The 24359-nt window shown below is 57.1% G+C and carries 25 protein-coding genes; 13 read left to right on the top strand and 12 right to left on the bottom strand.

Annotation, left to right across the window (positions count from 1 at the left end; genetic code table 11):
• Positions 1-97 precede the first annotated feature (97 nt).
• Together ACJSDX_RS10705 and ACJSDX_RS10700 are read right to left on the bottom strand one after the other, a co-directional pair.
• The gene (locus ACJSDX_RS10705) at positions 98-883 is read right to left on the bottom strand and encodes an EAL domain-containing protein (protein WP_407994663.1); all 786 of its coding nucleotides are present in this window, start codon (positions 881-883) and stop codon (positions 98-100) included.
• 136 nt (positions 884-1019) lie between these two features.
• A complete protein-coding gene (locus ACJSDX_RS10700; protein WP_407994662.1) occupies positions 1020-1307 on the bottom strand; it encodes an Rdx family protein in 288 nt (95 codons plus the stop codon).
• A 196-nt stretch (positions 1308-1503) separates the two neighbouring features.
• Here ACJSDX_RS10700 and ACJSDX_RS10695 point away from each other — a divergent pair, with 196 nt between their 5' ends.
• The 4 genes from ACJSDX_RS10695 to ACJSDX_RS10680 all read left to right on the top strand — a co-directional run bounded on the left by ACJSDX_RS10695 (position 1504) and on the right by ACJSDX_RS10680 (position 6199).
• Positions 1504-2934: a S41 family peptidase gene (locus tag ACJSDX_RS10695; RefSeq protein WP_309564301.1), complete on the top strand. Its 1431-nt coding sequence runs from the start codon at positions 1504-1506 to the stop codon at positions 2932-2934.
• A gap of 56 nt (positions 2935-2990) precedes the next feature.
• The gene (gene coq7, locus ACJSDX_RS10690; RefSeq protein WP_407994661.1) at positions 2991-3611 is read left to right on the top strand and encodes a 2-polyprenyl-3-methyl-6-methoxy-1,4-benzoquinone monooxygenase; all 621 of its coding nucleotides are present in this window, start codon (positions 2991-2993) and stop codon (positions 3609-3611) included.
• Positions 3608-3919, top strand: a complete 312-nt coding sequence (locus tag ACJSDX_RS10685; RefSeq protein ID WP_407994660.1) for a DUF2322 family protein — start codon at positions 3608-3610, stop codon at positions 3917-3919. Before coq7 ends, ACJSDX_RS10685 begins: the two co-directional genes overlap by 4 nt.
• 168 nt (positions 3920-4087) lie before the next feature.
• Complete coding sequence (locus ACJSDX_RS10680) at positions 4088-6199, top strand: TonB-dependent siderophore receptor (protein WP_407994659.1); 2112 nt, start codon at positions 4088-4090, stop codon at positions 6197-6199.
• 55 nt (positions 6200-6254) lie between these two features.
• Here ACJSDX_RS10680 and ACJSDX_RS10675 read toward each other — a convergent pair whose 3' ends face one another.
• The 7 genes from ACJSDX_RS10675 to ACJSDX_RS10645 all read right to left on the bottom strand — a co-directional run bounded on the left by ACJSDX_RS10675 (position 6255) and on the right by ACJSDX_RS10645 (position 11300).
• Positions 6255-6632, bottom strand: a complete 378-nt coding sequence (locus ACJSDX_RS10675) for a VOC family protein (protein ID WP_309565110.1) — start codon at positions 6630-6632, stop codon at positions 6255-6257.
• A 14-nt stretch (positions 6633-6646) separates the two neighbouring features.
• Positions 6647-7069, bottom strand: coding sequence for an OsmC family protein (locus ACJSDX_RS10670; protein WP_407994658.1), 423 nt, complete (start codon positions 7067-7069; stop codon positions 6647-6649).
• A 74-nt stretch (positions 7070-7143) separates the two neighbouring features.
• Entirely contained in the window at positions 7144-7602 is a 459-nt protein-coding gene (locus tag ACJSDX_RS10665) for an FKBP-type peptidyl-prolyl cis-trans isomerase (RefSeq protein WP_407994657.1), read from the bottom strand.
• 107 nt (positions 7603-7709) lie between these two features.
• Positions 7710-9110: a D-alanyl-D-alanine carboxypeptidase/D-alanyl-D-alanine endopeptidase gene (gene dacB, locus ACJSDX_RS10660; RefSeq protein ID WP_407994656.1), complete on the bottom strand. Its 1401-nt coding sequence runs from the start codon at positions 9108-9110 to the stop codon at positions 7710-7712.
• A complete protein-coding gene (gene bioA, locus ACJSDX_RS10655; RefSeq protein ID WP_407994655.1) occupies positions 9107-10417 on the bottom strand; it encodes an adenosylmethionine--8-amino-7-oxononanoate transaminase in 1311 nt (436 codons plus the stop codon). The genes dacB and bioA overlap by 4 nt, the downstream gene beginning before the upstream one ends.
• An 8-nt stretch (positions 10418-10425) precedes the next feature.
• A complete protein-coding gene (locus tag ACJSDX_RS10650) occupies positions 10426-10971 on the bottom strand; it encodes a hypothetical protein (RefSeq protein ID WP_407994654.1) in 546 nt (181 codons plus the stop codon).
• Between the two features lie 107 nt (positions 10972-11078).
• Positions 11079-11300, bottom strand: a complete 222-nt coding sequence (locus tag ACJSDX_RS10645; protein ID WP_407994653.1) for a hypothetical protein — start codon at positions 11298-11300, stop codon at positions 11079-11081.
• Between the two features lie 10 nt (positions 11301-11310).
• Between ACJSDX_RS10645 and ACJSDX_RS10640 the strand changes: the two genes are divergently transcribed.
• The 5 genes from ACJSDX_RS10640 to ACJSDX_RS10620 all read left to right on the top strand — a co-directional run bounded on the left by ACJSDX_RS10640 (position 11311) and on the right by ACJSDX_RS10620 (position 18235).
• A complete protein-coding gene (locus tag ACJSDX_RS10640) occupies positions 11311-11649 on the top strand; it encodes a hypothetical protein (RefSeq protein ID WP_309564291.1) in 339 nt (112 codons plus the stop codon).
• A gap of 455 nt (positions 11650-12104) precedes the next feature.
• A complete protein-coding gene (locus ACJSDX_RS10635; RefSeq protein WP_407994652.1) occupies positions 12105-13196 on the top strand; it encodes an efflux RND transporter periplasmic adaptor subunit in 1092 nt (363 codons plus the stop codon).
• Between the two features lie 21 nt (positions 13197-13217).
• Positions 13218-16397 (top strand): efflux RND transporter permease subunit, encoded by a 3180-nt coding sequence (locus ACJSDX_RS10630; RefSeq protein ID WP_407994651.1) that lies wholly within the window; start codon positions 13218-13220, stop codon positions 16395-16397.
• Positions 16381-17829 carry a TolC family protein gene (locus ACJSDX_RS10625; protein ID WP_407994650.1) on the top strand — a complete coding sequence of 483 codons (1449 nt, stop codon included), beginning with the start codon at positions 16381-16383 and terminating at the stop codon, positions 17827-17829. The genes ACJSDX_RS10630 and ACJSDX_RS10625 overlap by 17 nt, the downstream gene beginning before the upstream one ends.
• A gap of 64 nt (positions 17830-17893) precedes the next feature.
• Entirely contained in the window at positions 17894-18235 is a 342-nt protein-coding gene (locus ACJSDX_RS10620; protein ID WP_407994649.1) for a hypothetical protein, read from the top strand.
• A 123-nt stretch (positions 18236-18358) separates the two neighbouring features.
• Here ACJSDX_RS10620 and ACJSDX_RS10615 read toward each other — a convergent pair whose 3' ends face one another.
• Positions 18359-18670: an ArsR/SmtB family transcription factor gene (locus ACJSDX_RS10615; RefSeq protein ID WP_309564286.1), complete on the bottom strand. Its 312-nt coding sequence runs from the start codon at positions 18668-18670 to the stop codon at positions 18359-18361.
• 130 nt (positions 18671-18800) lie between these two features.
• Between ACJSDX_RS10615 and ACJSDX_RS10610 the strand changes: the two genes are divergently transcribed.
• Positions 18801-19907, top strand: a complete 1107-nt coding sequence (locus ACJSDX_RS10610) for an NADH:flavin oxidoreductase/NADH oxidase (protein ID WP_407994648.1) — start codon at positions 18801-18803, stop codon at positions 19905-19907.
• A gap of 95 nt (positions 19908-20002) precedes the next feature.
• On the opposite strand, the gene ACJSDX_RS10605 is transcribed toward ACJSDX_RS10610, so the two are convergent.
• On the bottom strand, positions 20003-21229 hold the full coding sequence (locus ACJSDX_RS10605) for an MFS transporter (protein ID WP_407994647.1): 1227 nt from the start codon (positions 21227-21229) through the stop codon (positions 20003-20005).
• 166 nt (positions 21230-21395) lie between these two features.
• Here ACJSDX_RS10605 and ACJSDX_RS10600 point away from each other — a divergent pair, with 166 nt between their 5' ends.
• The 3 genes from ACJSDX_RS10600 (at position 21396) to ACJSDX_RS10590 (ending at position 23832) form a co-directional block, all read left to right on the top strand.
• On the top strand, positions 21396-22013 hold the full coding sequence (locus ACJSDX_RS10600) for an FMN-binding negative transcriptional regulator (protein WP_407994646.1): 618 nt from the start codon (positions 21396-21398) through the stop codon (positions 22011-22013).
• 120 nt (positions 22014-22133) lie between these two features.
• Positions 22134-23192, top strand: coding sequence for a bifunctional DNA-binding transcriptional regulator/O6-methylguanine-DNA methyltransferase Ada (gene ada / locus ACJSDX_RS10595; protein ID WP_407994645.1), 1059 nt, complete (start codon positions 22134-22136; stop codon positions 23190-23192).
• A gap of 94 nt (positions 23193-23286) precedes the next feature.
• Positions 23287-23832 carry a methylated-DNA--[protein]-cysteine S-methyltransferase gene (locus ACJSDX_RS10590; RefSeq protein WP_407994644.1) on the top strand — a complete coding sequence of 182 codons (546 nt, stop codon included), beginning with the start codon at positions 23287-23289 and terminating at the stop codon, positions 23830-23832.
• Here ACJSDX_RS10590 and ACJSDX_RS10585 read toward each other — a convergent pair.
• Complete coding sequence (locus ACJSDX_RS10585) at positions 23816-24358, bottom strand: TetR/AcrR family transcriptional regulator (RefSeq protein WP_407994643.1); 543 nt, start codon at positions 24356-24358, stop codon at positions 23816-23818. The two genes, ACJSDX_RS10590 and ACJSDX_RS10585, sit on opposite strands and share 17 nt — an antisense overlap.
• Position 24359: the final 1 nt, after the last annotated feature.

Here is a 24359-nt window from a genome sequence, read left to right as displayed (position 1 = left end):
AGGAATTATTATTTATTTACAAACGCAATACAACTCCCTCGCGTCATAAAAATTGGAAAGAGATGACAACTGGCCCAAGTCCAGCGATAGCAGGCCCTTAATGCGCCTGCAGATTCTGTTTGGAAAACAAGCGCCCTTGCACGCAGTCCACGCGCATTTTTCGCGCCCAGTCCAAGGCTGCGCAGGTATCCACGTCGGTCATCACCGTTTGCACGCCGATCTTGCGCGCCGCCCCTACCAGCCAGTCCACCATCGCCTGGGCGGCTTTTCCGTCCAGCTCCCGCAGCGCCCGGCTGCTGAACTTCACCATGGCGGCATCAAGAAAGGCGCTCAAGGAGAACATGCCCCAGGACAGTCCGGCGTCCTCCAACGCAACCGAGGTGCCGGAATGCTGCAACAGATCCATCATGTGCTGGGTGCGGAAAGTCTCGTGCATGGTGTGGTTCTGGACGACGTTGATGACAATCTCGCGCTCGGACCAGGCATATTCCTTGAACAGGCCAAGGAACGGGTTGTCCTCCCCCTCGCCTCCGGCAAAGAAGCTATCCATGTCAAGGTCCAGCATCAGCCAGCCCTCGCCCGGAAAGCTGGCAATCTGCAGCTTCTTCAATTCCAGCTCGAGATGAAACAGCAATAACGGATTCTTGCGCAGGCTTACCCTCAACTTGTCTGCATTCAACGGCCTGCCGTTGCGCGCCCAGAACCGTGCATGGGCCTCATAGCCCAGCATCTCGATCGATTGCACGTCCACGATAGGCAAATAATCAGTGCCGAATTGCCGCGCCATCACCACGTCCAGCAATTCGTTGGGGGCCATGTCGTGCGGCTCGATCTCATGATCGAGCAATAAGGCCCCTATTTCCGATTGGTTAAATACATTCATGTTGATGAACCTTCCACAAAATCCCTGTCAGGAAACATCATAAATGAGAACAATTTACATTTAAAGAGTTATTTCCAACTATTTTAGTCGGATATTTTTCCTCCCGCAAAATCCTATTTAAATAATTTGATTTCAGCTACTTGCGATCGCTATGGCCGAGATCGCGCTCGGGATCGATACGGTCGCGCACCAGTTGCTTTAATTCCTTCGACTCGGGAAAACGCCCGTGTTCCTTGCGCGAGAATAGCAGCTCCCCATTCAGCCTGACCTCAAAAATCCCTCCGGTTCCCGGAACCAGACTGACGCGCTTAATGTCTGACTCGAACGTTGTCAGCAGCTCCTGCGCCATCCAGGCCGCTCGCAACAGCCAGCGGCACTGCGTGCAATATTCGATTTCCAGTTCCGGCAACTTGGGCAGGCTCATTGACTAACAGCTCCATATGTAAAATAAAGAAATTTAGCGTTCAAGTGATTGAAAAGCAAAAAATGACTGTGCGATACTCTGCAACGTTTTGCAATGACAACATAAATAGCGGAAAATGGGCTAGTCGCTCCCTGTCTTCCAATTACAACCATTAGTATTCAACCATTCTGGTTTTTCCATTGAGGAATCGTTTTACATGCGCAAACTTAAAAAGATCGGCTTGATCGTCGCAGGCCCGTTGCTCGGCGTCATGCTGAGCTTGAGTTACTCCGCCATTGCGGACAAGGAAACCAAGCCGCAGCTGCCGCTCGATGACCTACGCACATTTGCCGAAGTATTCGGCAAGATCAAGAGCGACTATGTAGAACCGGTTGAAGACAAGAAGCTACTGACCGAAGCCATCAACGGCATGCTATCCGGGCTGGACCCCCACTCGGCCTACCTGGACGCTGATGCATTCAAGGACTTGCAGGCAGGCACCCAGGGCGAATTCGGCGGACTGGGCATTGAAGTCGGCATGGAAGACGGTTTCGTCAAGGTAGTGGCCCCGATTGAGGATACGCCTGCATACAAGGCCGGCCTCAAGAGCGGCGACCTGATCATGAAACTGGACGACACGCCGGTGAAAGGCATGACACTGACCGATGCCGTCAAGCGCATGCGCGGCAAGCCGGATACCAAGATCACTCTGACCGTGTTGCGCAAGGGCGAAGCCAAGCCGCTGACCTTTGTGCTCACGCGCGCCATCATCAAGACCCAAAGCGTCAAGTACAAACTGTCTGAACCCGGCTATGCCTATATCCGCGTCACCCAATTCCAGGAACATACCGGCGAAGACCTCGCGAAAGCGCTGAAAGCCATGCGCGAACAGAACAAGGAAGCCTTCAAGGGCCTGATCCTCGACCTGCGCAATAACCCCGGCGGCTTGCTGAACGCGGGTGTCGGTGTGTCCGCAGCCTTCCTGCCCAAGGGCGAGCTCGTGGTCTATACCGAAGGCCGCGGCGAAGAGGCCAAGATGCGCCTCACCGCCAATCCTGAAAACTACGTGCGTGGCGGCGCACGCGCAGACTACCTGCGCGACTTGCCGGCCGACCTCAAGACCCTGCCTATCGTAGTGCTGGTCAATGGCGGTTCTGCATCCGCTTCGGAAATCGTCGCCGGCGCATTGCAGGATCACAAGCGCGCGATCATCATGGGTACCCAGACTTTCGGCAAGGGCTCTGTGCAAACCATCCTGCCGATGAACAATGGTGCCGCCATCAAGCTCACCACCGCCCGCTATTTCACGCCGAAGGGCCGCTCGATCCAGGCCAAGGGCATCGTGCCGGACATTTTGGTGGAAGAAGCAACTGTCAATTCTCAAGAACACGCGGCAATGCTGCGCGAGGCTGACCTGAGCCGCCACCTGAGCAACCCCAAGGACGGGGAAGAGGCTCCTATCGTCCAGCCTGCGCCAGCCGAGCAAGAGGATACCAAGCCCGAGGCACCTGCTGCCGAGCCTGACAGCAAGGATCAGAAAGACAAGGCAGCGCCAAGCGGCCCGATCGAGCCAGGTTCCAAGGCCGATTACCAGTTCAACCAGGCGCTCAACCTGCTGAAGGGCCTGCAGATCCTGCAACGCAAATAAGCAAAACCCCAGGCCGCCTCAGGCGGCCTGGCCTCTGCAATCCTGCAATTCCCGCCATGCTAGACCGCCTCATCATTGAATTCGACAAAGGCCTGCGCACGCTGTTGGCCACGCCGGCCGGCCAACGCCCATATCCAGGCGCCGCCCTGCCAGAAACGCTCACTGAGAAACAAGACAAGCGGCATGCCGCCGCCTTGATGCGCGTCAACCATACAAGTGAGATATGCGCACAAGCCATCTACAGCGGGCAAGCCATTAGCGTGCGCAGGCCTGAAACAGCCGCCACGCTTCGTGCAACTGCACAGCAGGGGGCCGAACACCTGGCCTGGTGCGAAAAACGCATCAAGGAACTGGGTAGCCACACCAGTTTGCTCAATCCGTTGTTTTACGGCGGCTCTTTTGGCCTGGGATTGCTCGCAGGCGCGTTGGGAGACCGTTGGAGCCTAGGCTTCGCAGCGGAAACCGAACGCCAGGCCGGCAATCAACTGGCCCGCCATCTTGAGACATTGAACGCCGACGACCAAAAAAGCCGCACAATCATCAGCCAGATACAAGCCGATGCGGCGGGCCATGCGCAGCAGGCGGCTACGCAAGGGGCAACCGGGCTCCCGTTACCGCTCAAGGCAGGCATACGCATTCTTTCCAACATCATGACAACGACGACTTATCATCTATGACGACATTCAGCGAAATACTGGCTAGCCTCGAGTCCAGCGACCATATCCAGAAAATCGAGCTGCTCGACATCAAGGGCAGTGCGGCAGGCACCATTGAGAACAAGCCGGGCAGCCAAGGCTCCGTGAAGGTATACCACCACCTTTACAAGAAATACGGCAGCATCAGCGTGGCCGCAGCCCGGGAAGGGCTGGAGATTTATGCCGAGCATACCGGCGACGCCGAAGCCAACCCCGGTAAACACCCTAATATTGATCGCTTGTTTGAAATCATCAGGAACGAACAACCGCTCAACGTCAACATTATCTAGCCCCAACCGGGGCTTTTTTGTTGCATCAATTCCCAAGATTGCCACAATTCCGCATTTCCAAAAATCTACAAATGTAAATTGTTGTTATTTTTCTTTGCAAATTATTCACATTACCAATAGCACTCATTATCATTTCACCGCTTTTTAATTCATCAGGGAAATGAATATATGCAACCTCGTTTTAAACTCCGTGCAGGAGTATTGGCACTGCTTTGCCTGTCAAACGGCAACATGTCTTTTGCGGAAGAATCCTTGCCTGAAATCCAAGTCAAGACTACTAGCGGCAATGAGCAACAGGCAACCGAACAGAGCAAATCATACACAGTCAAATCCAGCGCTACGGCCACCAAACTGAACACTACGTTACGCGAAACTCCACAATCCATCTCTGTGATGACGCGTCAACTGATCGATGACTTCAAACTAACTTCTATTAATGACGTACTCGACTTAAGTACGGGCATCAAAGTGGAGCGTGCAGAAACCGACCGGACCTATTACACCGCCCGTGGCTCGGATATCACCAACTTCCAGATTGATGGACTAGGCGTACCATTCCCAGATGGCTTGCTGATTGGCGACATCGACACTTCTGTCTACGATAGGATAGAAGTGCTGAGAGGCGCCAACGGCTTACTTTCAGGCACTGGCAATCCTTCCGCGACAATCAATTTCATCCGCAAACGTCCTACTTCAAGCTTCCAGGCGAAGGTCGACCTCACCGTCGGCTCATGGGACAAGCGCCGCATCGACGCCGACCTATCAGGCCCGCTCAATGCCGCAGGCAATGTACGCGGCCGTCTGGTATTGTCCAACCAGAACCGCCATTCCTATCTGGACCGCTATAGCCAAGAGCGTAACGTCGCTTATGGCATCATCGAAGCCGATATTACCGATAACACCACGTTAGCCTTGGGACATACTTATCAGCAGAACGACACGAATAGCCCAATGTGGGGTTCGTTGCCACTGCTTTACACGGACAACACCCGCCGCCATTATTCGCGTTCCGCCTCCACATCTCCGGACTGGAGCTATTGGAATACCACAAACAACATCACTTTCGCCGAACTGACTCACCTGTTCGACAACGGTTGGAAACTAAAGACCCAACTGACCCGCAAGGAAATGACCGGTGACGCCAAATTGCTGTATGTCTACATGAATGAAGACCGAGCTACCGGCACCGGCCTAATAGGTTGGCCTGGAGCCTATCGCGACTCTTATAAGGAACTGATCGCCGATATCTATGTTTCAGGCCCCTTCCTTCTGGGTGGACGAGAACACGAATTGGTCGTCGGCAGCAACTGGTCGCGTTCCACTTATGACGAACATGAAAAAGCGGCCTCTTATGGCACAACGGCCATCACCAGCTTCGATAGTATTGGCGACTTGCCGCAGCCGAACTGGATCCCCGGCGATTTTGGCAGTTTTGACATCAAGCGACTAAATAGCTATGCCGCCGTCAAGTTCAACCTCAGCGATCGCTGGAAGCTTACCGGTGGAGCCAACCTGCTGAGTTATGAGTATAGTGGGATCGCCTACGGCGAGGAACGTGAAACAAAGGCGCATGACAAGGTCACGCCCTATCTTGGCGCTGTCTTCAATCTCAATGACCAGCACTCGCTCTATGCCAGCTATACCGGTATTTATAATCCGCAAACCAAGCTGGATCGCAGCTTAACTCCAATCGCGCCGTTGCAGGGCAAGAATTTTGAGGCAGGCATCAAAAGCGAGCTGCTGCAACATTTAAATACGTCTTTCTCCATATTCAAGAACGAGCAAGAAAATTTGGCCCAGCAAGCCGGCACAATAGGGTCACGCACTATCTATGAAGGCATTGACGCCACTACCAAGGGTTATGAGTTTGACATTTCAGGCGAGGTAAGCGAACGCCTGAAGCTCAGTGGCGGCTATACCCGCTTGATGAGTGTCAAAGGAAAAGACGATCAAAATGTCAAACCCTATACTCCGAGGCAAATGCTCAAGCTCACTGCCACCTATCAGGTGCCTTATATTGAAAAACTCAAAATCGGGGCCAGCGTCAACTGGCAAGATGAAACACATGTGGACATCAACAATGTCCGTGTCAGGCAGGATAGTTATGCCCTCGTCAACCTGATGGCGAATTATGAGATTGACCAGCACTGGAGCGCAGCAGTGAACGTCTACAACCTAACTGACGAGAAATACCTCACCAGTCTGATGTGGGCGAATGGCGGTCAAAGTTACTACGGCGCCCCGATGAATGCCAGCGCCACTCTGACCTGGAAGTATTAACTAGCTAAGCTAAGTTTCTATAACAAAAAGCCCCGCAATGCGGGGCTTTTTATGTCTAGAGCCTGCCGGAAATCGGCGGGTGGTAAATGATCTGTACGTGAGTCCCAGCGGGATCGGCGCAATAGAAGCTTCTCGCGCCATCGCGATGGGTTTTGGGCGCCATGAGTATCTTGACGCCGTTGGCGACAAAATGGGCATGCCACTCGTCCACCAGCTCTATATGGCTGATGATGAAACCGATATGGTCGAGTCGCTGCTTGCCATCCATAGCTTCGTTGCTGCGGTGCAATGCGAGGTTGTCGTTGCCCGAGGTGAGATAGTAGTTATCGGGGTCGGGCTGCCACTCGACCTGCATGCCGAGGATGTCAACATAGAAATGCAGGCAGGCCTCGATATCCTGCACGAACAGGGCCACATGGCGCAGCCCTTGCATGCCCTGGGGTCGGCTCAAACCTCTGCCTCTTGGATCTCAAAGTCGTGGGTGATCTCGGCCGCCTTGCCAAGCATGATGGAAGCCGAGCAATACTTCTCGGCCGATAATTTGACGGCGCGTTCCACCTGGGCCGGATTCAGGCCCTTGCCGGTCACGACGAAATGCACGTGTATCTTGGTGAATACCTTGGGGATTTCGTCCGCACGTTCGGCGCTGATCTCGGCCACGCAATCCGTCACGGGCTGGCGCGACTTCTTGAGGATAGTAACGACATCGAACGACGTGCAGGCGCCCATGCCGATCAGCAGCATTTCCATCGGTCGCATGCCCAGGTTGCGGCCACCGGCTTCCGGCGCGCCGTCAAGCACCACGGCATGGCCGGTCTCTGACTCGCCCATGAAACAGACGTTCTCAATCCACTTAACACGTGCTTTCATTTTGCCTTTTGTCCCACTCAACCTAGATGGAAAAAACATCCACGGCACATACCATGGATGCCATTAGCAAGCGCTTACTTGACGCCCAGCAGCTCCACATCGAATACCAAGGTGGCATTAGGCGGGATCACGCCGCCGGCGCCGCGCGCGCCATAGCCGTACTCCGGCGGGATGACGAGGGTGCGCTTGCCGCCCACCTTCATGCCGGCAAAGCCTTCGTCCCAGCCGCGGATGACCTGCCCGCCGCCCAGATAGAACACGAACGGTTCGCGGCGATCCACGGAACTGTCGAACTTGGCGCCCTTGCCGTCGGGTTTGCTGGGGTCGTACAGCCAGCCGGTGTAGTGCACGGTCACGTTCAGGCCGGCTTCGGCTTCACGGCCCTCACCTACCTGGGTGTCGATTTTCTGTAATTCGGTGATGTTGTCGCTCATTACGATTTTTTCCTTGTCACTATTGGTATCGGCTGAACAGCCACTCATGGCGAGCATGGCCAGCACGAACGCGCTTGCCAGCATGGCAATTGGTTTCATGGATTACTCCGATAGCAGGTTTACAACAGCAGCGCACTCGCCAAACACAGGCGCTTGCACGCGGCGCGAAGCCAGTATGATACCTAGATTATGCGGCCCTGTGCGGATCAAGGCTGCTGGTAGACCCAGTCGATGAGCGCATCCTGCGCCGCGCGAGAGGCGCTGGCCTTGGGATCGTTCACCATGATCACGGCTACCCAGCGCCGGCCCCTGCGGTCGTGCACATAGCCCGCCAAAGCGCTGACGCCGTTGATGGTGCCGGTTTTCAGGTGCGCGCTGCCCCTGGCCTGGCTGTTGCGCAAGCGGTTGGCCATGGTGCCGTCCACCGAGGGGATAGGCAGCGCGGAAAGATATTCCGGCATCACCGGGCTGGCGTAGGCCGCCAGCAGGAATGCCGCCATATGCCGCGCCGTGATCTGCTCATCGCGCGAGAGCCCGGAGCCATTCTCCAATATCAATTCAGGGAAATGCAGCCCCTTGCTGGCAAGCCACGCCTTGACGACGTGAACGCCATCGGCCTCGGTCGCCGGGCTGGCAACCCGCTCTGCCGCCATGGTCAAGAACAATTGCCTCACCATGAGGTTATTGCTGTATTTGTTAATGGTGCGGATAATTTCCGACAACGGCTGCGAGTCATGGGTCACCAAGCGCTGGGCGCCTTCGGGCAATGCGCCATAACGCCACCCGCCGCGGAGCTTGCCGCCTAACGACAGCCAATTGCTACGGAACAAGCCGTAGGCATATGGCCCATCTTCCAGCACGTTCAATTCCAGGGTCTTGCCGCGGCAAGCCGAGGGGTATTCTCCCCTGAAAGTCACATTCACCTCGTCGCCCACCGGTTCCACCACGAACTGCAGCCGGCTTTTCCAATCCCCGCAATCGCCGCGCACCAGGTTCAGCTGGTTGTGAATATGGATTTCCGGCAATTCAGGATCGGCCTCGATGTTCAGCTTGCCTCCCTCGACGAGGAAATGGAACGAGGTGGACTTGATATTGACGGCAAACGCGTTGGGAACGGCGTTGTAGGGCGCATGCGGCTTGTCGTCGAACTCGGCGGCGTCATGGTAGCGCCGGGCAAAATAGCGGGTATCGAGCACGATATCGCCCCGGATGTCCTCCACGCCCGCCAATTGCAAGTCTTCCAGCATCGCCCGCATATCGGCGGCAAGCAGGTAGGGGTCGCCGCGCCCTTGAATGATCAGGTTGCCGTGCAAGACGCCGTTTTCCAGCCTTCCATCATGGTAGACCTCGGTACGCCAACGATAGGCCGGTCCCAGCAGCTCCAGCCCGGCATAGGTGCTCAGCAGTTTCATAGTCGAGGCGGTCTTCATCGGCCGGTCGCTTTGGTGATCCACCAATGGCGACGGCTGGTCGACACGCTGCACATAAACAGAGACATTCTCGGCAGGAATGCCGTTTTTCCTCAGCAACTCGCCGACCGGTTCCGGCACCGCGGCATGCACCAGCGTCCCAATCCCCATCAGTAGACCTACCCAAAGCAACCTCATATGCTCTCCTCCAATGCAGCCAAGGCTTGTTCCAGCATCCAGTCCATCTCTTTCTCGCTGATGACGTAAGGCGGCATGAAATAGACCGTATTGCCCACCGGCCGCAATAGCAGTCCCCGCTGCAACGCCGCCTGGTAGAACCGCTGCTGGAAACCGGGCTGGCCCGGAATGGCGTCGAACGCCCAGATCATGCCGGTGTTGCGCAAGTGGACAATCGGCAGGTTTTGCCATGCCGCCAGCTTGCGGTTGAGGTAATCGGCCTTGCGGCGGTTGCTGTTCAGCACATCCTGCTGCGCGAATATTTCCAGGGTAGCCAGCGCCGCGCTGCATGCCAGGGCATTGCCGGTGTAGCTGTGCGAATGCAGGAAGCCTCGCGCGACATTGTCATCGTAGAATGCGGCATAGACGTCATCCGTCGTCTGCACGACGGAAAGCGGCAGGTAGCCGCCCGTGATGCCCTTGGAAAGGCAAATGAAATCAGGCTTGATGCCGGCCTGCTCGGTGGCGAACATGGTGCCGGTGCGGCCGAAGCCCACGGCGATCTCGTCCGCGATCAGGTGCACCCGGTAACGGTCGCACAATACACGCAAGCGCTGCAGGTAGATGGGGTGATACATCGCCATGCCAGCGGCGCACTGCACCAGCGGCTCGACAATCACCGCGGCAATCGCGGCATGATGTTCAGCGATGTATGCCTCGGCACGCTCTGCGCAACGCAAGGCATATTGCTCCGCGCTCTCGCCCGGCTTCGCAAGCCGCCAATCCGGGCTGGGCAACGATACGGACTCGCGCAGCAAGGGCGCATAGGTATCCTTGAACAGGGCGACGTCGGTAACGGAAAGCGACCCCAGGGTTTCGCCGTGGTAGCCGTTCTGCAGGCTGAGGAAGCGCGTCTTGCCGGGCTGCCCATGGTTGCGCCAGTAATGGAAACTCATCTTGAGCGCGATCTCGGTGGCGGAGGCGCCGTCGGACGCGTAAAAACTATGTCCAAGCCCGGTAAGCGCAGACAATTGCTCGGAAAGCCGTACCACAGGTTCGTGGGTGAAGCCCGCCAGTATCACGTGCTCGAGTTGGTCCAGCTGTGCCGTAATTGCCTGCTTGATATGGGGATGGTTATGGCCAAACAGGTTGACCCACCACGAACTGACGCCGTCCAGGTAGCGCTTGCCGTCAAAGTCTTCCAACCACACGCCCTCGCCGCGCCTGACCGGCACCAGGGGCAGCGCTTCGTGCTGCTTCATCTGGGTGCAGGGATGCCAGACGGAAGCCAGGCTGCGCTGCAACAGGGATGCGTTACTGGTCGTCATGCGCAGGTTTAATGCAGGACGTACGATGCCGCCTCGTCCGCCAGCACAATACGGTCCGTCGTTAGGCCCAGGTCCCAGGCGGCTTCCTGTGTCGCCAGTTGCAGCATGCTGCTCAAGGCATGGCTCAATTCCGCTGTGAGCGCGATGCTGTAGACCTCCCCGGCCTGGCTATGCAGCTCCAGCATGGATTCGGTGTGGTCCATGTGCACCAGCTTGCATTCCGCGATCAGCACCGGCGGCTCGGCGGTCGCCAGCTTGATGTCATGGTAGGCGCCAGAAAGGTTGATGCCCTGTATCAACGGCAAACTTTCCACCTCCTGGTTGAAATGCTCCAATAGCTCCTCGGCCGTCACGGCCAAGGTTTCATGCATGTTCACGGGAGAGAGCTCGCTATCCTGCAGCAACCCCCACAGCACACGCACGATACGCCGCGTCAGCCAGGCATTAAGCTCTGCCGCATCAGCCAGGCTGATTTTGAGCAACATGCGATCCTGGTGGCTGCTGTAGCTCAAATGAAGCTGCTGGATTGCCACATCCTCAAACCCTTCCGACATTTACCGCTCCTGCAAAACGACTCGATTGAATATGCAATTATAAGGCCTTAAGCAACTCTTTACCGGATAATCCACGGAGCTCCCCCGCAACGCGATGCGTCGCCTGGCTATACAATCGCCTGGCAGGCTTGATACGCCAGCGGTTCCGGCCGGGTGCCGACATCTATTTTCGAAATCAGGAAACCAATTTGAACCTCGGCAGTCGAACCGCTTAACTGCAAGAGCATTAAGTATTCCTGTTGCAATAATTTTTTTACCCATGCTAGGATGAATATCGCCTTGCATGTGTCGGGCAGCCCCGATGCATGTAATTGGTAACGATTGAACATAAGAAACGTAATGGAACAAAGATTAGATCCAACTGCCTTGAGAATTCGACTGATATTGCTGTCAGTCGTATTGTCTTTGCTCAGCTTGGCCTATATCTGCATGCAGCTGCCTGACGCACTCTACGTCACGGATGCCAACGTTGTTCAAATCGTCAAAGTCGAATCTTCTCCCACGGGAGGCGGCGAACCGCCTTCCACCCTGGCGCTATCCTTCACCAGCTTCCTGCTCACCGCGCTTTTGCTCGTTGCCAGCGCTCCGGTCTCCTGGACGCGGACAAGCAACACTACGGCAAAACGCCTTTATTTCTCCACCAACGCAAGACCCCGAGATCCTCCATCTCTTGCCTGAGAGCCGCTAACAAAATCCTTCTCTGGCATCGTTGCTCTGCTGTCTTACCTTACTAGTTGTATTGTCTGCGACAGAACGCCTAGCCAGAACCATTGCACTGAATTTTGTTTGCGCCTCAAAGGGCATTTCCTGCCCACGCAGTATTTCCACCGGACGTTAACAATGCGATGAGATCGTATTCAGGCATGGGCTTGTTTTACCCAATGACTTGAATACCTCGAATACCACTGCATGCAGTGGCAAGCAAACGGCTTCATTCGCCATTGCCACGCCTCATGCTGCCCGGTATTCAGCAACGCTGACTGCTCCTGCGGAAATCCTGCCCGGTAACACCCCTAACTCACGCTGACTATTGCCCGCCCGACCCTGTGCGCTTGATGCACATGCGTCGCCAGGCCTTGCACGCGATGAATTCAGGACTTGACCTCTTTATTAACCGAGCATCGATCAATCTTATGATGAAAAAACTTTCTTTCGCCCTAGGCGTGATGGCGGCGCTGCTGAGCGGCTGCCACCAGGCTGAATCCAACGAACCCCACGAACTGCCCAAGCTCAAGGTGACCTCGCCGCTGCGTCAGGACACCTCCATCGTGAAGGAATACGTTTCCCAGATCCGTGCCATCCGGCATATCGAGGTCCGCGCCCTGGAACGAGGCTACCTGCAGGACACGTTTGTCGACGAGGGGCAGCAGGTAGCCAAGGGTCAACCCATGTTCCGCATCATGCCCAACCTCTACCAGGCCGATCTGCAGAAGGCCAAGGCCGAGGCCAACATGACCAAGATCGAGTATGACAACACCAAGGCGCTGGCGGACAAGAACATCGTTTCGCCCAATGAGCTGGCGCTTGCCAAGGCCAAGCTGGACAAGGCCAACGCCGAGGTCAACGTGGCGGAAACGCATCTCGGCTTCACCAATATCAACGCGCCTTTCACCGGCATCATGGACCACCTGGAAGCCAGGAACGGCAGCCTGGTGGATGAGGGCGACTTGCTGACCACGCTGTCCGACATCAGCAGGATGTGGGTGTACTTCAACGTGCCGGAATCCGAATACCTCGACTACGTCCAGAGCAAGAAGAACCACGCCCAGGACAAGGAAAAGGTGAAGCTGAAGATGGCGAACGGCGACGTGTTCGACCAGGAAGGCGTGGTCGAGACCATAGAGGCCGATTTCGACAACAAGACCGGCAACATCGCCTTCCGCGCCGCCTTTCCCAATCCCAACCAAGTACTGCGGCACGGCCAGACCGGCAGCATCCTCATGAATATCCCCTACAAGGATGCCTTGCTGATCCCGCAGAAAGCCACGTTCGAGATTCTCGACAAGGTCTACGTCTACGTCATCGACAAGGACAACAAGATTCAGCAGCGGCTGGTCACCATTGATGCGGAGCTGCCCCACCTCTACATCGTCAAGGACGGCCTGGAAGCGAGCGACAAAATCCTGATCGAGGGCTTGAGGAAAGTCCATAACGGCGAACAGGTCGCCGTCGATTTCATCTCTCCTGACAAGGCCATGTCGGACCTGAGCCTTTACGCTGAATAACCCAACCAGGCGACGAGATCAATGCTGAATATTTTCATCAAAAGACCGGTCATGGCGATTGTATTGTCGCTATTGATCGTATTCATGGGGTTCTTGTCGATCAAGACCCTGCCCACATCGCAGTTTCCCGACATCGCGCCGCCGCGCGTGATCGTCTCGCTGGCCTATCCCGGCGCCAGCGCTGACGTGCTGGTGCAATCCTCGCTGATCACCATCGAGCGCGCGATCAACGGCGTGCCCGGCATGAAGTACATCGTATCTGATGCGACGAGTGCCGGCGAAGCCACGATCCAGGTGATCTTCGACCTCGGCGTGGACCCCAACCAGGCCATGATCAACGTCAAGACCCGTATCGACCAGGTGATGAGCCGCCTGCCCGAGCTGGTGCAGATGGAAGGCGTGGTGGTCGAGCGCGTGCAGCCCAGCATGCTGATGTACATCAACCTGTTCAGCAAGGATAAGCACGCGGACGAGAAATTCCTCTTCAACTACGCCAACGTCAACATCATTCCCGAGATACAGCGCGTCAACGGCATTGCCCAGGCAAAAATCCTCGGCAGCCGCCAGTACGCGATGCGCATCTGGCTCAACCCCGAGCGCATGCGCGCCTACAACGTCTCCACCGAGGAAGTCATGGAGGCGATCAACAGCCAGAGCGTAATCGGCCGCCCGGGCCGCCTGGGCCAAAGCTCGGGCATCACCGCGCAATCCAAGGAATACGTGCTGATCTACCAGGGCCGCTACAACAAGCCCGAGCAGTATGCAGACATCATCATCCGCGCCAATTCCGAAGGCGAGATCCTCCACCTCAAGGACATCGCCAAGGTCGAGCTGAACAGCGAGTTCTACGACATTTACTCGAACAAGGACGGCTATCCTTCGGCGGCCATCGTGCTCAAACAGAATTACGGCAGCAACGCCACCGAGGTGATCGAGCATGTGAAGGAAAGAATGGAGGAACTGAAGGCCTCCTTCCCCGAAGGCATGGATTATGAAGTCAACTACGACGTATCCAAGTTCCTGGATGCCTCGATCGAAAAGGTGATCCACACCCTGATCGAGGCGTTCGTCCTGGTAGCCCTGGTGGTGTTCATCTTCCTGGGCGACTGGCGTTCCACCCTGATCCCGATCCTGGCGGTGCCGGTTTCGTTGATCGGCACCTTCTTCGTCATGCAGATGTTCGGGATTTCGATCAACCTGATCACGCTGTTCGCGCTGGTGCTGGCAATCGGTATCGTGGTGGATAACGCCATTGTGGTTGTGGAAGCTGTCCATGCCAAGATGGAAACCGAGCACTTGACTCCCTACAAGGCCACCCAAAAGGTACTGGGGGAGATCGGCGGGGCGATCGTCGCCATTACCCTGGTGATGACCGCCGTGTTCGTGCCCGTGGCCTTCATGACTGGGCCGGTGGGCGTGTTCTACCGCCAGTTCTCCATCACCATGGCAGCTTCCATTATCATCTCGGGCGTCGTCGCCTTGTCGCTGACGCCGGTGCTGTGCGCGATGCTGCTGAAGAACAACCACGGCCAGCCCAAGCGCAAGACCCCGGTCAGCCTGTTCATCAATGCCTTCAACCATATGTTCGAGAAGGTGACGGGACGCTACACCCAATTGCTGGATATCGTCGTCACGCGCCGCATCGTCACCTTCCTCATGCTGGCCGCGTTCGCCGCCGGTACCTTCCTGGTCGACAAGACCTTGCCCGCAGGCTTCATCCCGGGCGAGGACCAGGGCATGGTGTATGCGATCATCCAGACGCCGCCCGGCTCCACGCTGGAAGTCACCAACAAGATCGCCCGGCAGTTGCAGGGCATCGCTTCCAAGGTCGAGGGCGTGCAGTCGGTATCTTCCCTGGCGGGCTACGAGGTGCTGACCGAGGGCCGCGGCTCCAATGCCGGCACTTGCATCATCAACCTCAAGGACTGGTCCGAGCGCAAGCAATCCGTGCACCAGATCATCGAGGAGCTGGAAGAGAAGACCAAGGACTTCGGCGCCGTGATCGAGTTCTTCGAACCGCCAGCCGTCCCCGGCTATGGCGCGGCATCGGGCCTGGCGCTGCGCCTGCTCGACAAGACCGATAACACGGATTACCACGAGTTCGACAAGATCAACCAGGATTTCATGAAGGCGCTCGCCAAGCGCAAGGAGCTCACCGGCCTGTTCACCTTCTATGCGGCGAACTACCCGCAATATGAAATCCAGATCGACAACAAGCTCGCGATGCAGAAGAAGGTTTCGATCGCCAAGGCGATGGACAACCTGGACATCCTGATCGGCAGTACCTACGAGCAGGGCTTCATCCGCTTCAACAACTTCTTCAAGGTCTATACCCAGGCCGGGCCGGAATTCCGCCGCTACCCGACCGACATCCTCAACTACTACGTCAAGAACGAGGAAGGCGAAATGGTGCCCTACTCGGCCTTCATGAAGCTGAAGAAAATGCAGGGCCCGAACGAGATCACGCGCTACAACCTGTACAACTCCGCCACCATCCGCGCCATGCCTGCCGACGGCTACACCACGGACGACGCGATCAAGGCCGTGGAGCAAGTGGCGAAAGCCACCCTGCCGCACGGTTATGACGTCGGCTGGGAAGGCTTGTCCTTCGACGAGGCCAACCGCGGCAACGAGGCCATCATCATCTTCGGCGTCGTGCTGGTGTTCGTCTACATGGTGCTGGCGGCGCAGTATGAAAGCTTCATCCTGCCGTTGGTGGTCGTACTCTCGCTGCCCGCGGGCGTGTTCGGCTCGTTCTTCCTGCTCAAGGCATTGGGCCTCGCCAACGACATCTATGCCCAGGTCGGGTTGGTGATGCTGGTCGGCCTGCTCGGGAAGAACGCGGTGCTGATCGTGGAATATGCGGTGCAGAAGCATGCGCAAGGCCTCTCGATCAAGGATGCCGCGATCGAGAGCGCACGCGTGCGTTTCCGTCCCATCCTGATGACCTCGTTCGCCTTCATCGCCGGCCTGATCCCGCTGGTGATCGCTACGGGCGCGGGCGCAGTGGGCAACCGCACCATCGGCAGCTCGGCGCTGGGCGGCATGCTGTTCGGCACCATCTTCGGCGTCATTCTCATCCCTGGCCTGTACTACATATTTGCCAAGCTGTCCGACGGCAAATCGATGATCAGGAACGAAGAAGTCGAGCCTTTAACTGAAATCTATCACTACAGCAAAAACGATGATGACCAAGAATAAAGCCATTCAACTTGCCGTGTTGGGATGCCTGGCGCTCATGGTGCAATCGTGCGCCATCCCGACGATCACGAAAAAAGAACCGCAGGTCGCATTGCCGGAGCATTACAGCAGCGCGAACGATAGCGATGCCGGCACCGGCAGCGCTGCCCGCGTCAACTGGAAGGAGTTCTTCGAGGACCAGCACCTGGCGACGTTGATCGATACCGCCATTGCCAATAACAAGGAGATCAACATCCTCATGCAGCGCATCAGCGTTGCCGAGAACGAGATTCTCGCGCGCAAGGGTGAATACCTGCCCTCGGTCGGCATCGGCGCCACCGCCGAAACCGAGAAGACCGCGCGCTACACCCGCAACGGCGCGATCGAGGAAGGCCTGGAGATCAAGGAAGGCAAGCATTTCCCCAAATATTTCGGCAATTACCAGTTCGGGCTGGTCGCCTCCTGGGAGCTGGATGTCTGGAAGAAGCTGCGCAATGCCACCAAGGTCGCCACCATGGAATACATGGCGTCGGTGGAGGGGAAGAATTTCCTCATCACCAACCTGGTGGCGGAGGTCGCCAACTCCTACTACGAACTGCTCGCGCTGGATAACGAGCTCGACAACCTGGACAAGAACATCGCGATCCAGGAAAACGCGCTGGGCGTGGTGAGGGAGCTGCAGCAATATGCGCGCACCACCTCGCTGGCAGTGAAGCGGTTCGAGGCCGAAGTCAACAAGAACCAGAGCCAGCGTTATGAGGTGAAGCAAAAGATCGTCGAGACGGAAAACCGCATCAACTTCCTGCTGGGCCGCACGCCGCAGCCGATAGCACGCTCTTCGGCTGGTTTCATGGAAATGAAGCCCAAGATGCTGGATGTGGGCATCCCTTCCCAGCTACTGGAAAACCGTCCCGACATTCGCCAGGCGCAACTGGAGCTGGAAGCCGCCAAGCTCAATATCGAGGTGGCGAAGGCGAACTTCTATCCATCCTTCGCCCTCAAGGCCGGGCTGGGGTTCCAGGCGTTCAACCCGCGCTACCTGCTCAACATGCCTGAGTCGGTTGCAGGCTCGTTCGGCGGCGACCTCGTCGCGCCGCTGGTCAACCGCAACGCCATCATCGCGGCCTACAAGAACGCCAGCGCCGGGCAGATCAAGGCCGCGTTCGAGTACGAGCAGGCCATCATCAACGCCTATAGCGAAGTGGCAACCCAGTTGTCGAACCTGGACAACCTCGACAAGAACTACCAGTTGAAGAACAGCCAGGTCGACACCCTGACCAACTCGATCGAGATCTCCAACCAACTGTTCCAATCCGCCCGCGCGGACTACATGGAAGTGCTGCTGACGCAGCGCGACGCGCTGGAGGCGAAGATGGACCTGATCGAGACCAAGCAGAAGCAAATCATGGCAATGATCAACTTATACAGAGCGTTGGGAGGTGGTTGGCAATAGAGACTATCAAACGTATCGCAAAGCAATCCCCAATATTAATCAATTGATTTTCAGGAGATTTATCATGAAACAGGCAATTTCGATTCTGACCTTCTCGTTGTTGGCCTCCTCCGCACTGCTGGCTCAGGCGCAAGACGGCAACGCGCTGCTCAATGGCCAAGTGCTGGCGGCTGCCAATATCAGCCCGCTCAATGCCACTTTCGATGCGCGCATTGCGGAAACACAGGCGGTCGGGACATCCAAGAACGTGGCCGTCATCACCAACAACCGTCCGCATCCCAAGTACGGCTTCAACATCAACCGCATCAACACTTCCGCCGAGCGGGCGGACCGCAACCTTGGCAAGCATTTCGTCTATGTGATGCATCCCAAGAACGGTTTCCTGGTCAAACGCTACGTAGGTTGATCAAGTATCGATCAAGGGCAGACTGGTAAAAAAGCTCGAAACTCTGCACCCTCGGCCTGGTTCGATGAATCAGGCCTTTTTTTGCATATTGGCGCAAGGCATCCAGCCCGGCCGGACTCTCCATCAAGGCAGCTTAATTGTCTTGAGTACGGCAGAGAGCACCCCGGGAAACTTCTGCTCGATCTCGGCAAGCCGCAGGGAGTTCAAGTGCTCCTTGCCGTCGATCACGGTTTCCACTAGCCCGGCGGCACGCAGGATCTTGAAATGGTGCGACATGCTGGACTTGGGGCGGTTCAGGTCCAGTTCGCCGCACGTCATCTGCCGTCCCGCCTGCGCCAAGTGTCCGACGATCTCCATGCGGGCCGGATCTGAGAGCGCATACATGATGTCGGTCAGCTCCACTTGCTCGATGGCAGGATGTTTAATTTGTCTCATGGACAAAATTTATCATAGCCGTTACCATGTTTCTATAGTTCGAATATTTTGGAACTATGGAAACAAACCCTGACGCCATCAGGGAAATGCTTTCCCACCTACCAACCGTCGCTACTCAAAAGGAATGACAATGGCAGACCTATTTTCCTCATACCAGTTGAAAGATGTCGAATTAAAAAACCGCATTGCGGTGCCGCCCATGTGCCAATACATGGCGACCGACGGCCTGGCCAATGATTGGCATCAAGCCCACTATACTTCGCTTGCGCGTGGCGGCAGCGGCCTCGTGATCGTCGAAGCCACCGCCGTCGCGCCTGAAGGGCGCATCACCCCGCACTGCCTGGGGTTATGGAATGATGAACAAGCAGAGCAATTACGTACGATCGCGGCCGCCATCAAGGCTGCCGGGGCCGTGCCCGGCATCCAGATCGCCCATGCGGGACGCAAGGCCAGCGCCAATATTCCCTGGGAAGGTGACGACCACATTCCCGAAGGCGATGCCCGTGGCTGGCAACCCATCGCGCCCTCGGCCAAGGCATTCGGCGGCTTGCTGCCGCGCGTGCCGACCGCCATGAGCATTGCCGACATCCAACGGGTGCAGCAAAACTTTGTCGATGCCGCCCGGCGCGCCGTCGCAGCGGGGTTCGAATGGCTGGAACTGCACTTCGCCCACGGCTACCTGGCGCAGAGCTTTACCTCCATCCATTCCAACCTGCGTACCGATGAATACGGCGGCAATGCTGAAAACCGGGGCCGCTTCACGCGCGAAACCCTGGCCGCCGTGCGCAAGGTCTGGCCTGAAAACCTGCCATTGACCGCACGTTTCGGCGTGCTGGAATTCGACGGGCAGGATGAGCAGACCTTGAGCGAATCCATCCAGCTGGTCAATGACTGGAAACAGCTTGGCCTGGACATGCTCAGCGTCAGCATCGGCTTCAGCACCCCAGAGGCAAAGATTCCGTGGGGGCCTGCCTTCCTTGCCCCGATCGCCCAGCGCGTGCGCAACGAGGCCAATATCCCGGTGTCCTCCGCCTGGGGATTCGGCGCGCCCGACCTCGCCGACCAGGCCGTACGCAACGAACAGCTGGACATTGCCATGATAGGCCGCGCCCATCTCGAGAATCCGAACTGGACCTACCAAGCAGCCAAGGAACTGAACAAGGAAAACCCGGCCTGGGTGCTTCCGCCTCCTTATGCCCATTGGCTGGCGCGTTACCACGACCCAAGACAACGATAACCATCCTCGCCATCCCGATCAGCCTACACGGCTCATCGGGGTGAGCGCGATAAGCTCAACCACCTCTTCCACAAAAGCCTGGGCCAGGCGGCATGTCAGGCACGCATGACATTGCGTATTGGCCTTGGCTTTTCTTCCCGGATGGGCAGATTCACCAACGCCGCCGCAATAGCCAGCACGATGTCGGCATACCACATCCATGAATAATCTCCATTCATGTACAGGGCGACCCCGCCCAGCCATGCCCCGAAAAATCCGCCGACCTGGTGGCTGAGCAAGGCCAGGCCGAACAGCGTGGCCAAATAGCGGGCACCGAACAGCTTGCCGATCAGCCCGGCTGTCGGCGGCACCGTTGAAAGCCAAGTGAAGCCCAAAACCGCTGCGAATAGATAAAAGGTCCATTCCGTCTTCGGCGCGAGCAGGTAAAAACCAATCGCCACCGCCCGCGAGGCGTACATCCAGAACAACAGCATTTTCATGCGCCGGGTCTGCCCGAGCCAGCCTGCGCAAAGGCTGCCGAGCACGTTAGCCAAACCGATGATCGCAATCGATGTCGCGCTGGTGGAGGCAGGCAGCCCGCAGAGATCAATCTCTCCGGGCAGGTGGGTCACCAGGAAAGCGATATGGAAGCCGCAGGTGAAAAACCCTGCATGCAGGCAAAGATAGCTGCGATCCTTGAATGCGATGCGCACCTGCTCTGCCAGGGTCATGCTGCCGGGTGGAGTAGCCGCCTGCCGGCCAGCTGCATCTTTCTTTTCCCTCAGCGGAATCGCCAGCAAAATAGCGCTCAGCGAAGTCGCGGCCAGCACCATGATTGCCGTGACCCAGTTGAATGCATGGATGAGCGCCTGGGCAAACGGGGCGAAAATAAACTGGCCCAAAGAACCCCCGGCATTGATCACGCCTGCGGCAAAAGACCGTTGTTCGCCGGGCAACCGTTGCGCCGCGGCTCCCATCAGGATGGAAAAACTGCCGGCACCCGCACCCACAGCCGTCAGGATACCGATGGAAAAAATCAAGCCGAACCCGGATTGCATGAATGGGGTGATTGCCAAGCCGATGGCGAGCATCACCGTCCCCAGCACGATGACCTTGAACGAGCTCACCCTGTCGGCCAGCATGCCGAAGAGCGGTTGGGCCACGCCCCAGGCCAATTGTGCAATCGCCATGGCCATGCTGACCGTCACGATCCCCAGGCCGGTGGATGTGTTCAGGGGCGAGACGAACAAGCCCAGGGATTGCCGGATGCCCATTGTGACCGCCAGGATGGCAGCGGCAGAGATCACCAATGTCCAGAACGTCCGCTTAGCGTTTATTTCCATCAACACCCACACTTTTGATTGATATGCTCGAGGCTGAGTAGAATACATGCGAACTGGCGATATGTGTTCGCCTTGCAGACTATCTGTGCAAATCATGGCAAATCATGCGCAATCTGGCATGATCAAGATTTCATGACTTCCCGCCCCACACAACGAGAAGGTCGGTATGCATAACCCTAGTGTATTCAAAGAAGAATGCCTGGACGTTCTATACCAGCTCATCACCGAGCACCCGCTTGCCACCCTCGTCACGTCGGGTGCGCAAGGCTTGATGGCCAACCTGGTGCCCTTCACGCTGCACGCGGATAAAGAAAATGGCGTCTTGCGCGCCCATCTCGCCAGGGGGAACAAGCAACTGGACGAACTGCGGGCAGGCGGCGAAGCCCTGGTGGTTTTCCAGGGGCCGCAATTCTACGTTACGCCTTCTTGGTATCCGTCCAAAGCGGAACACGGCAAAGTCGTCCCGACCTGGAATTACACCATGGTCCAGGTGCGCGGAACACCGCGCGTGATTGACGACCCTGACTGGCTGTTGGCCCAAGCCGGCCATTTGACCCAGCTCAACGAAGCCGAGCGCACTCAACCCTGGCATGTGGCGGACGCCCCGGAAGATTTCATCGCCTCGCAGTTGAAAGCGATTGTGGGCGTGGAGATTCCGATCCAGTCGATTGCCGGGAAATTCAAGCTGAGCCAGAACAGGCAGCAGCAGGACAAACAAGGCGTCATGCAAGGTTTCGAGGCCGAGCGAGGCTGTCCCGTCACCGGCTACTTTGCCGAGGAATAAAGGCGGCCATTCATACAAGCCGCGCGCGAATTACACCGCAAGAATTGGAGTGCTTGCGATTGAACCCGACGATATCCTTAGCATATGGACAGGATTGAGGATATTGCAATGGAGCCCGGCATGAGCAAACCGGCTTATCTTTCCGACGAGGCACGCTGGCAAGCAATTGCCAACCGGGATGCGGCGGCGGACGGTTGTTTCGTCTATGGCGTGAAGACCACCAGAATCTATTGCAAGCCCAGCTCGCCCTCCCGGCTGCCGAAACGTAAGAATGTGGAGTTTTTCGCCACCCCGGCATTGGCCGAAGCCGCAGGTTACCGCCCCAGCCAGAGGAAGCAAGACAAAAATACCCTCGCCGCAGAAAGGGCAGCCCTGGTTGCCAAGGCATGCAAGCTCATCGAGGCGTCGGAAACGCCGCCCAGGCTGAACGACTTGGCCGCACGCATCGGCCTGAGTGCCTACCATTTCCACCGCATCTTCAAGGCCGAGACTGGATTGACGCCCAAGGCTTATGCAAGCGCCTACCGCGGGCGCAAGCTGCGGGCGCAGCTGGATACGCCGGACAACTCCGTCACGGACGCCATTTACGGCGCCGGCTTCAACTCCAGCAGCCGCTACTATGAAACTGCCGGGCAATTGCTCGGTATGCGGGCAAGCGACTACCGTACCGGAGGGAGCGGCGCCGTGATCCGCTTTGCCGTAGGGCAATGCGCGCTGGGCGCGATCCTGGTCGCCCAGAGCCAGAAGGGAATATGCGCCATCCTGCTGGGCGACGATCCTGAACAGATCGTGCGCGACCTGCAAGACCAGTTTCCCAAAGCGCGCCTGATTGGCGGAGACGAGGATTTCGAACAGTTGGTCGCCCAGGTCGTCGGCTTCGTCGAAGCGCCCTCGCTTGGCTTGAACCTGCCTCTGGATATCCGCGGCACGGTTTTCCAGGAGAGAGTATGGAAAGTGCTGAGAGAAATCCCGCCAGGAACTACCGTCAGCTATGCCGAAGTTGCAAAGCGCATGGGCTGCCCGCGCGCGGTCCGCGCCGTGGCGCAGGCCTGCGGCGCCAACAAGATCGCGGTCGCGATTCCCTGCCACCGCGTGGTGCGGCGGGATGGCGATATCTCCGGCTATCGCTGGGGCGTCGAGCGCAAACGCGAGTTGCTCGCGCGCGAGCAGGAATCATGAATACCGTGCCGCTCGCAGCTTTGAATTTAGGAACCAATTATCTTTCAATCGCCATCCGGGGATATTTCTTGCACTACGTGATAGGAGACAGTGAATGCCGCACCTATCGTTATTGATGGAAAGAATGAATACGCCGATTGGACAAATGCTGCTCGTCACGGACGAACATCAACGCGTTCGCGCCCTGGATTGGCAAGATCATGAAGACCGCCTGCACCTCTTGATGCAAAGGCAATACCGTGGCGATACCGTCATATTGAATACGCATTCAGGAACATCTCCAGCGGCCTTGGCAATGCAGGCGTATTTTGAAGGCGACCTTCAGATCATAGACACTATCGCGATTGCAACCGGAGGCACCGACTTCCAGAGAACGGTGTGGAAAGCATTAAGGGATATCATCCCGGGAACGCCCATCAGCTACGCCGCCCTGGCGGAGAAAATAGGCAAGCCCTCGGCCGTGCGTGCCGTTGGGCTGGCGAATGGCGCCAATCCGGTCGGCATTATCGTGCCATGCCATAGAGTGATCGGGTCCGACAAATCCCTGACCGGATATGGGGGAGGATTGGAACGTAAAAAATGGCTGCTGAATCATGAACTGCCTAAAACAACAGCAGGGCAATTTAGCTTGCACTATTAATCAGCGTTTTAACCAAGGACTTGGCATGGCCAACGAAATCGCTGCCTTGCTGGCTTCTTTCCGTAATGGCCGCCCCTTCCACCACTAGCGCCAATTGCAATGCCAAGGCCTCGGCCTGCTTGATGCCGGCCTTCTCCGCCAACTCCGCAAACTGACTTCTCAATTGCCTGGAAAACTCCCGGGATCTCTGATTGACCGGATGATCAGACTGGGGAAACTCGACGCCGGCCTTGATCGAGGCAAACCCTTTGAAATCCTTTTCCCCGATGATATCCAGCAGGCCGACGACCAATGCCTCCAGTTCAGCCAACGCGCTTTCCTGCCGTGACGCCTCGGCCAGCCTTTGCCAGAGCTTCTCTTCCTGGGTGCGAAGGTGCTCGATGATGAGAAGCTCCTTCGACTTGAAGTATTTGTACAAGGTCACCTTGGCGACCTGCGCCTGGGCGGCGATGCTGTCCACGCTCGTCGAATTGATGCCTTGCCTGGAAAACAAATCGCCAGCTACCTCCAAGATGTACTCACGCATC

Origin of the sequence: Methylobacillus draconifructus, assembly GCF_045984355.1 — a bacterium.
Lineage (GTDB): Bacteria > Pseudomonadota > Gammaproteobacteria > Burkholderiales > Methylophilaceae > Methylobacillus > Methylobacillus flagellatus_A.
Note: the sequence above shows the minus strand (reverse complement) of the source record. Positions and strands in the feature narration are given on the sequence as shown.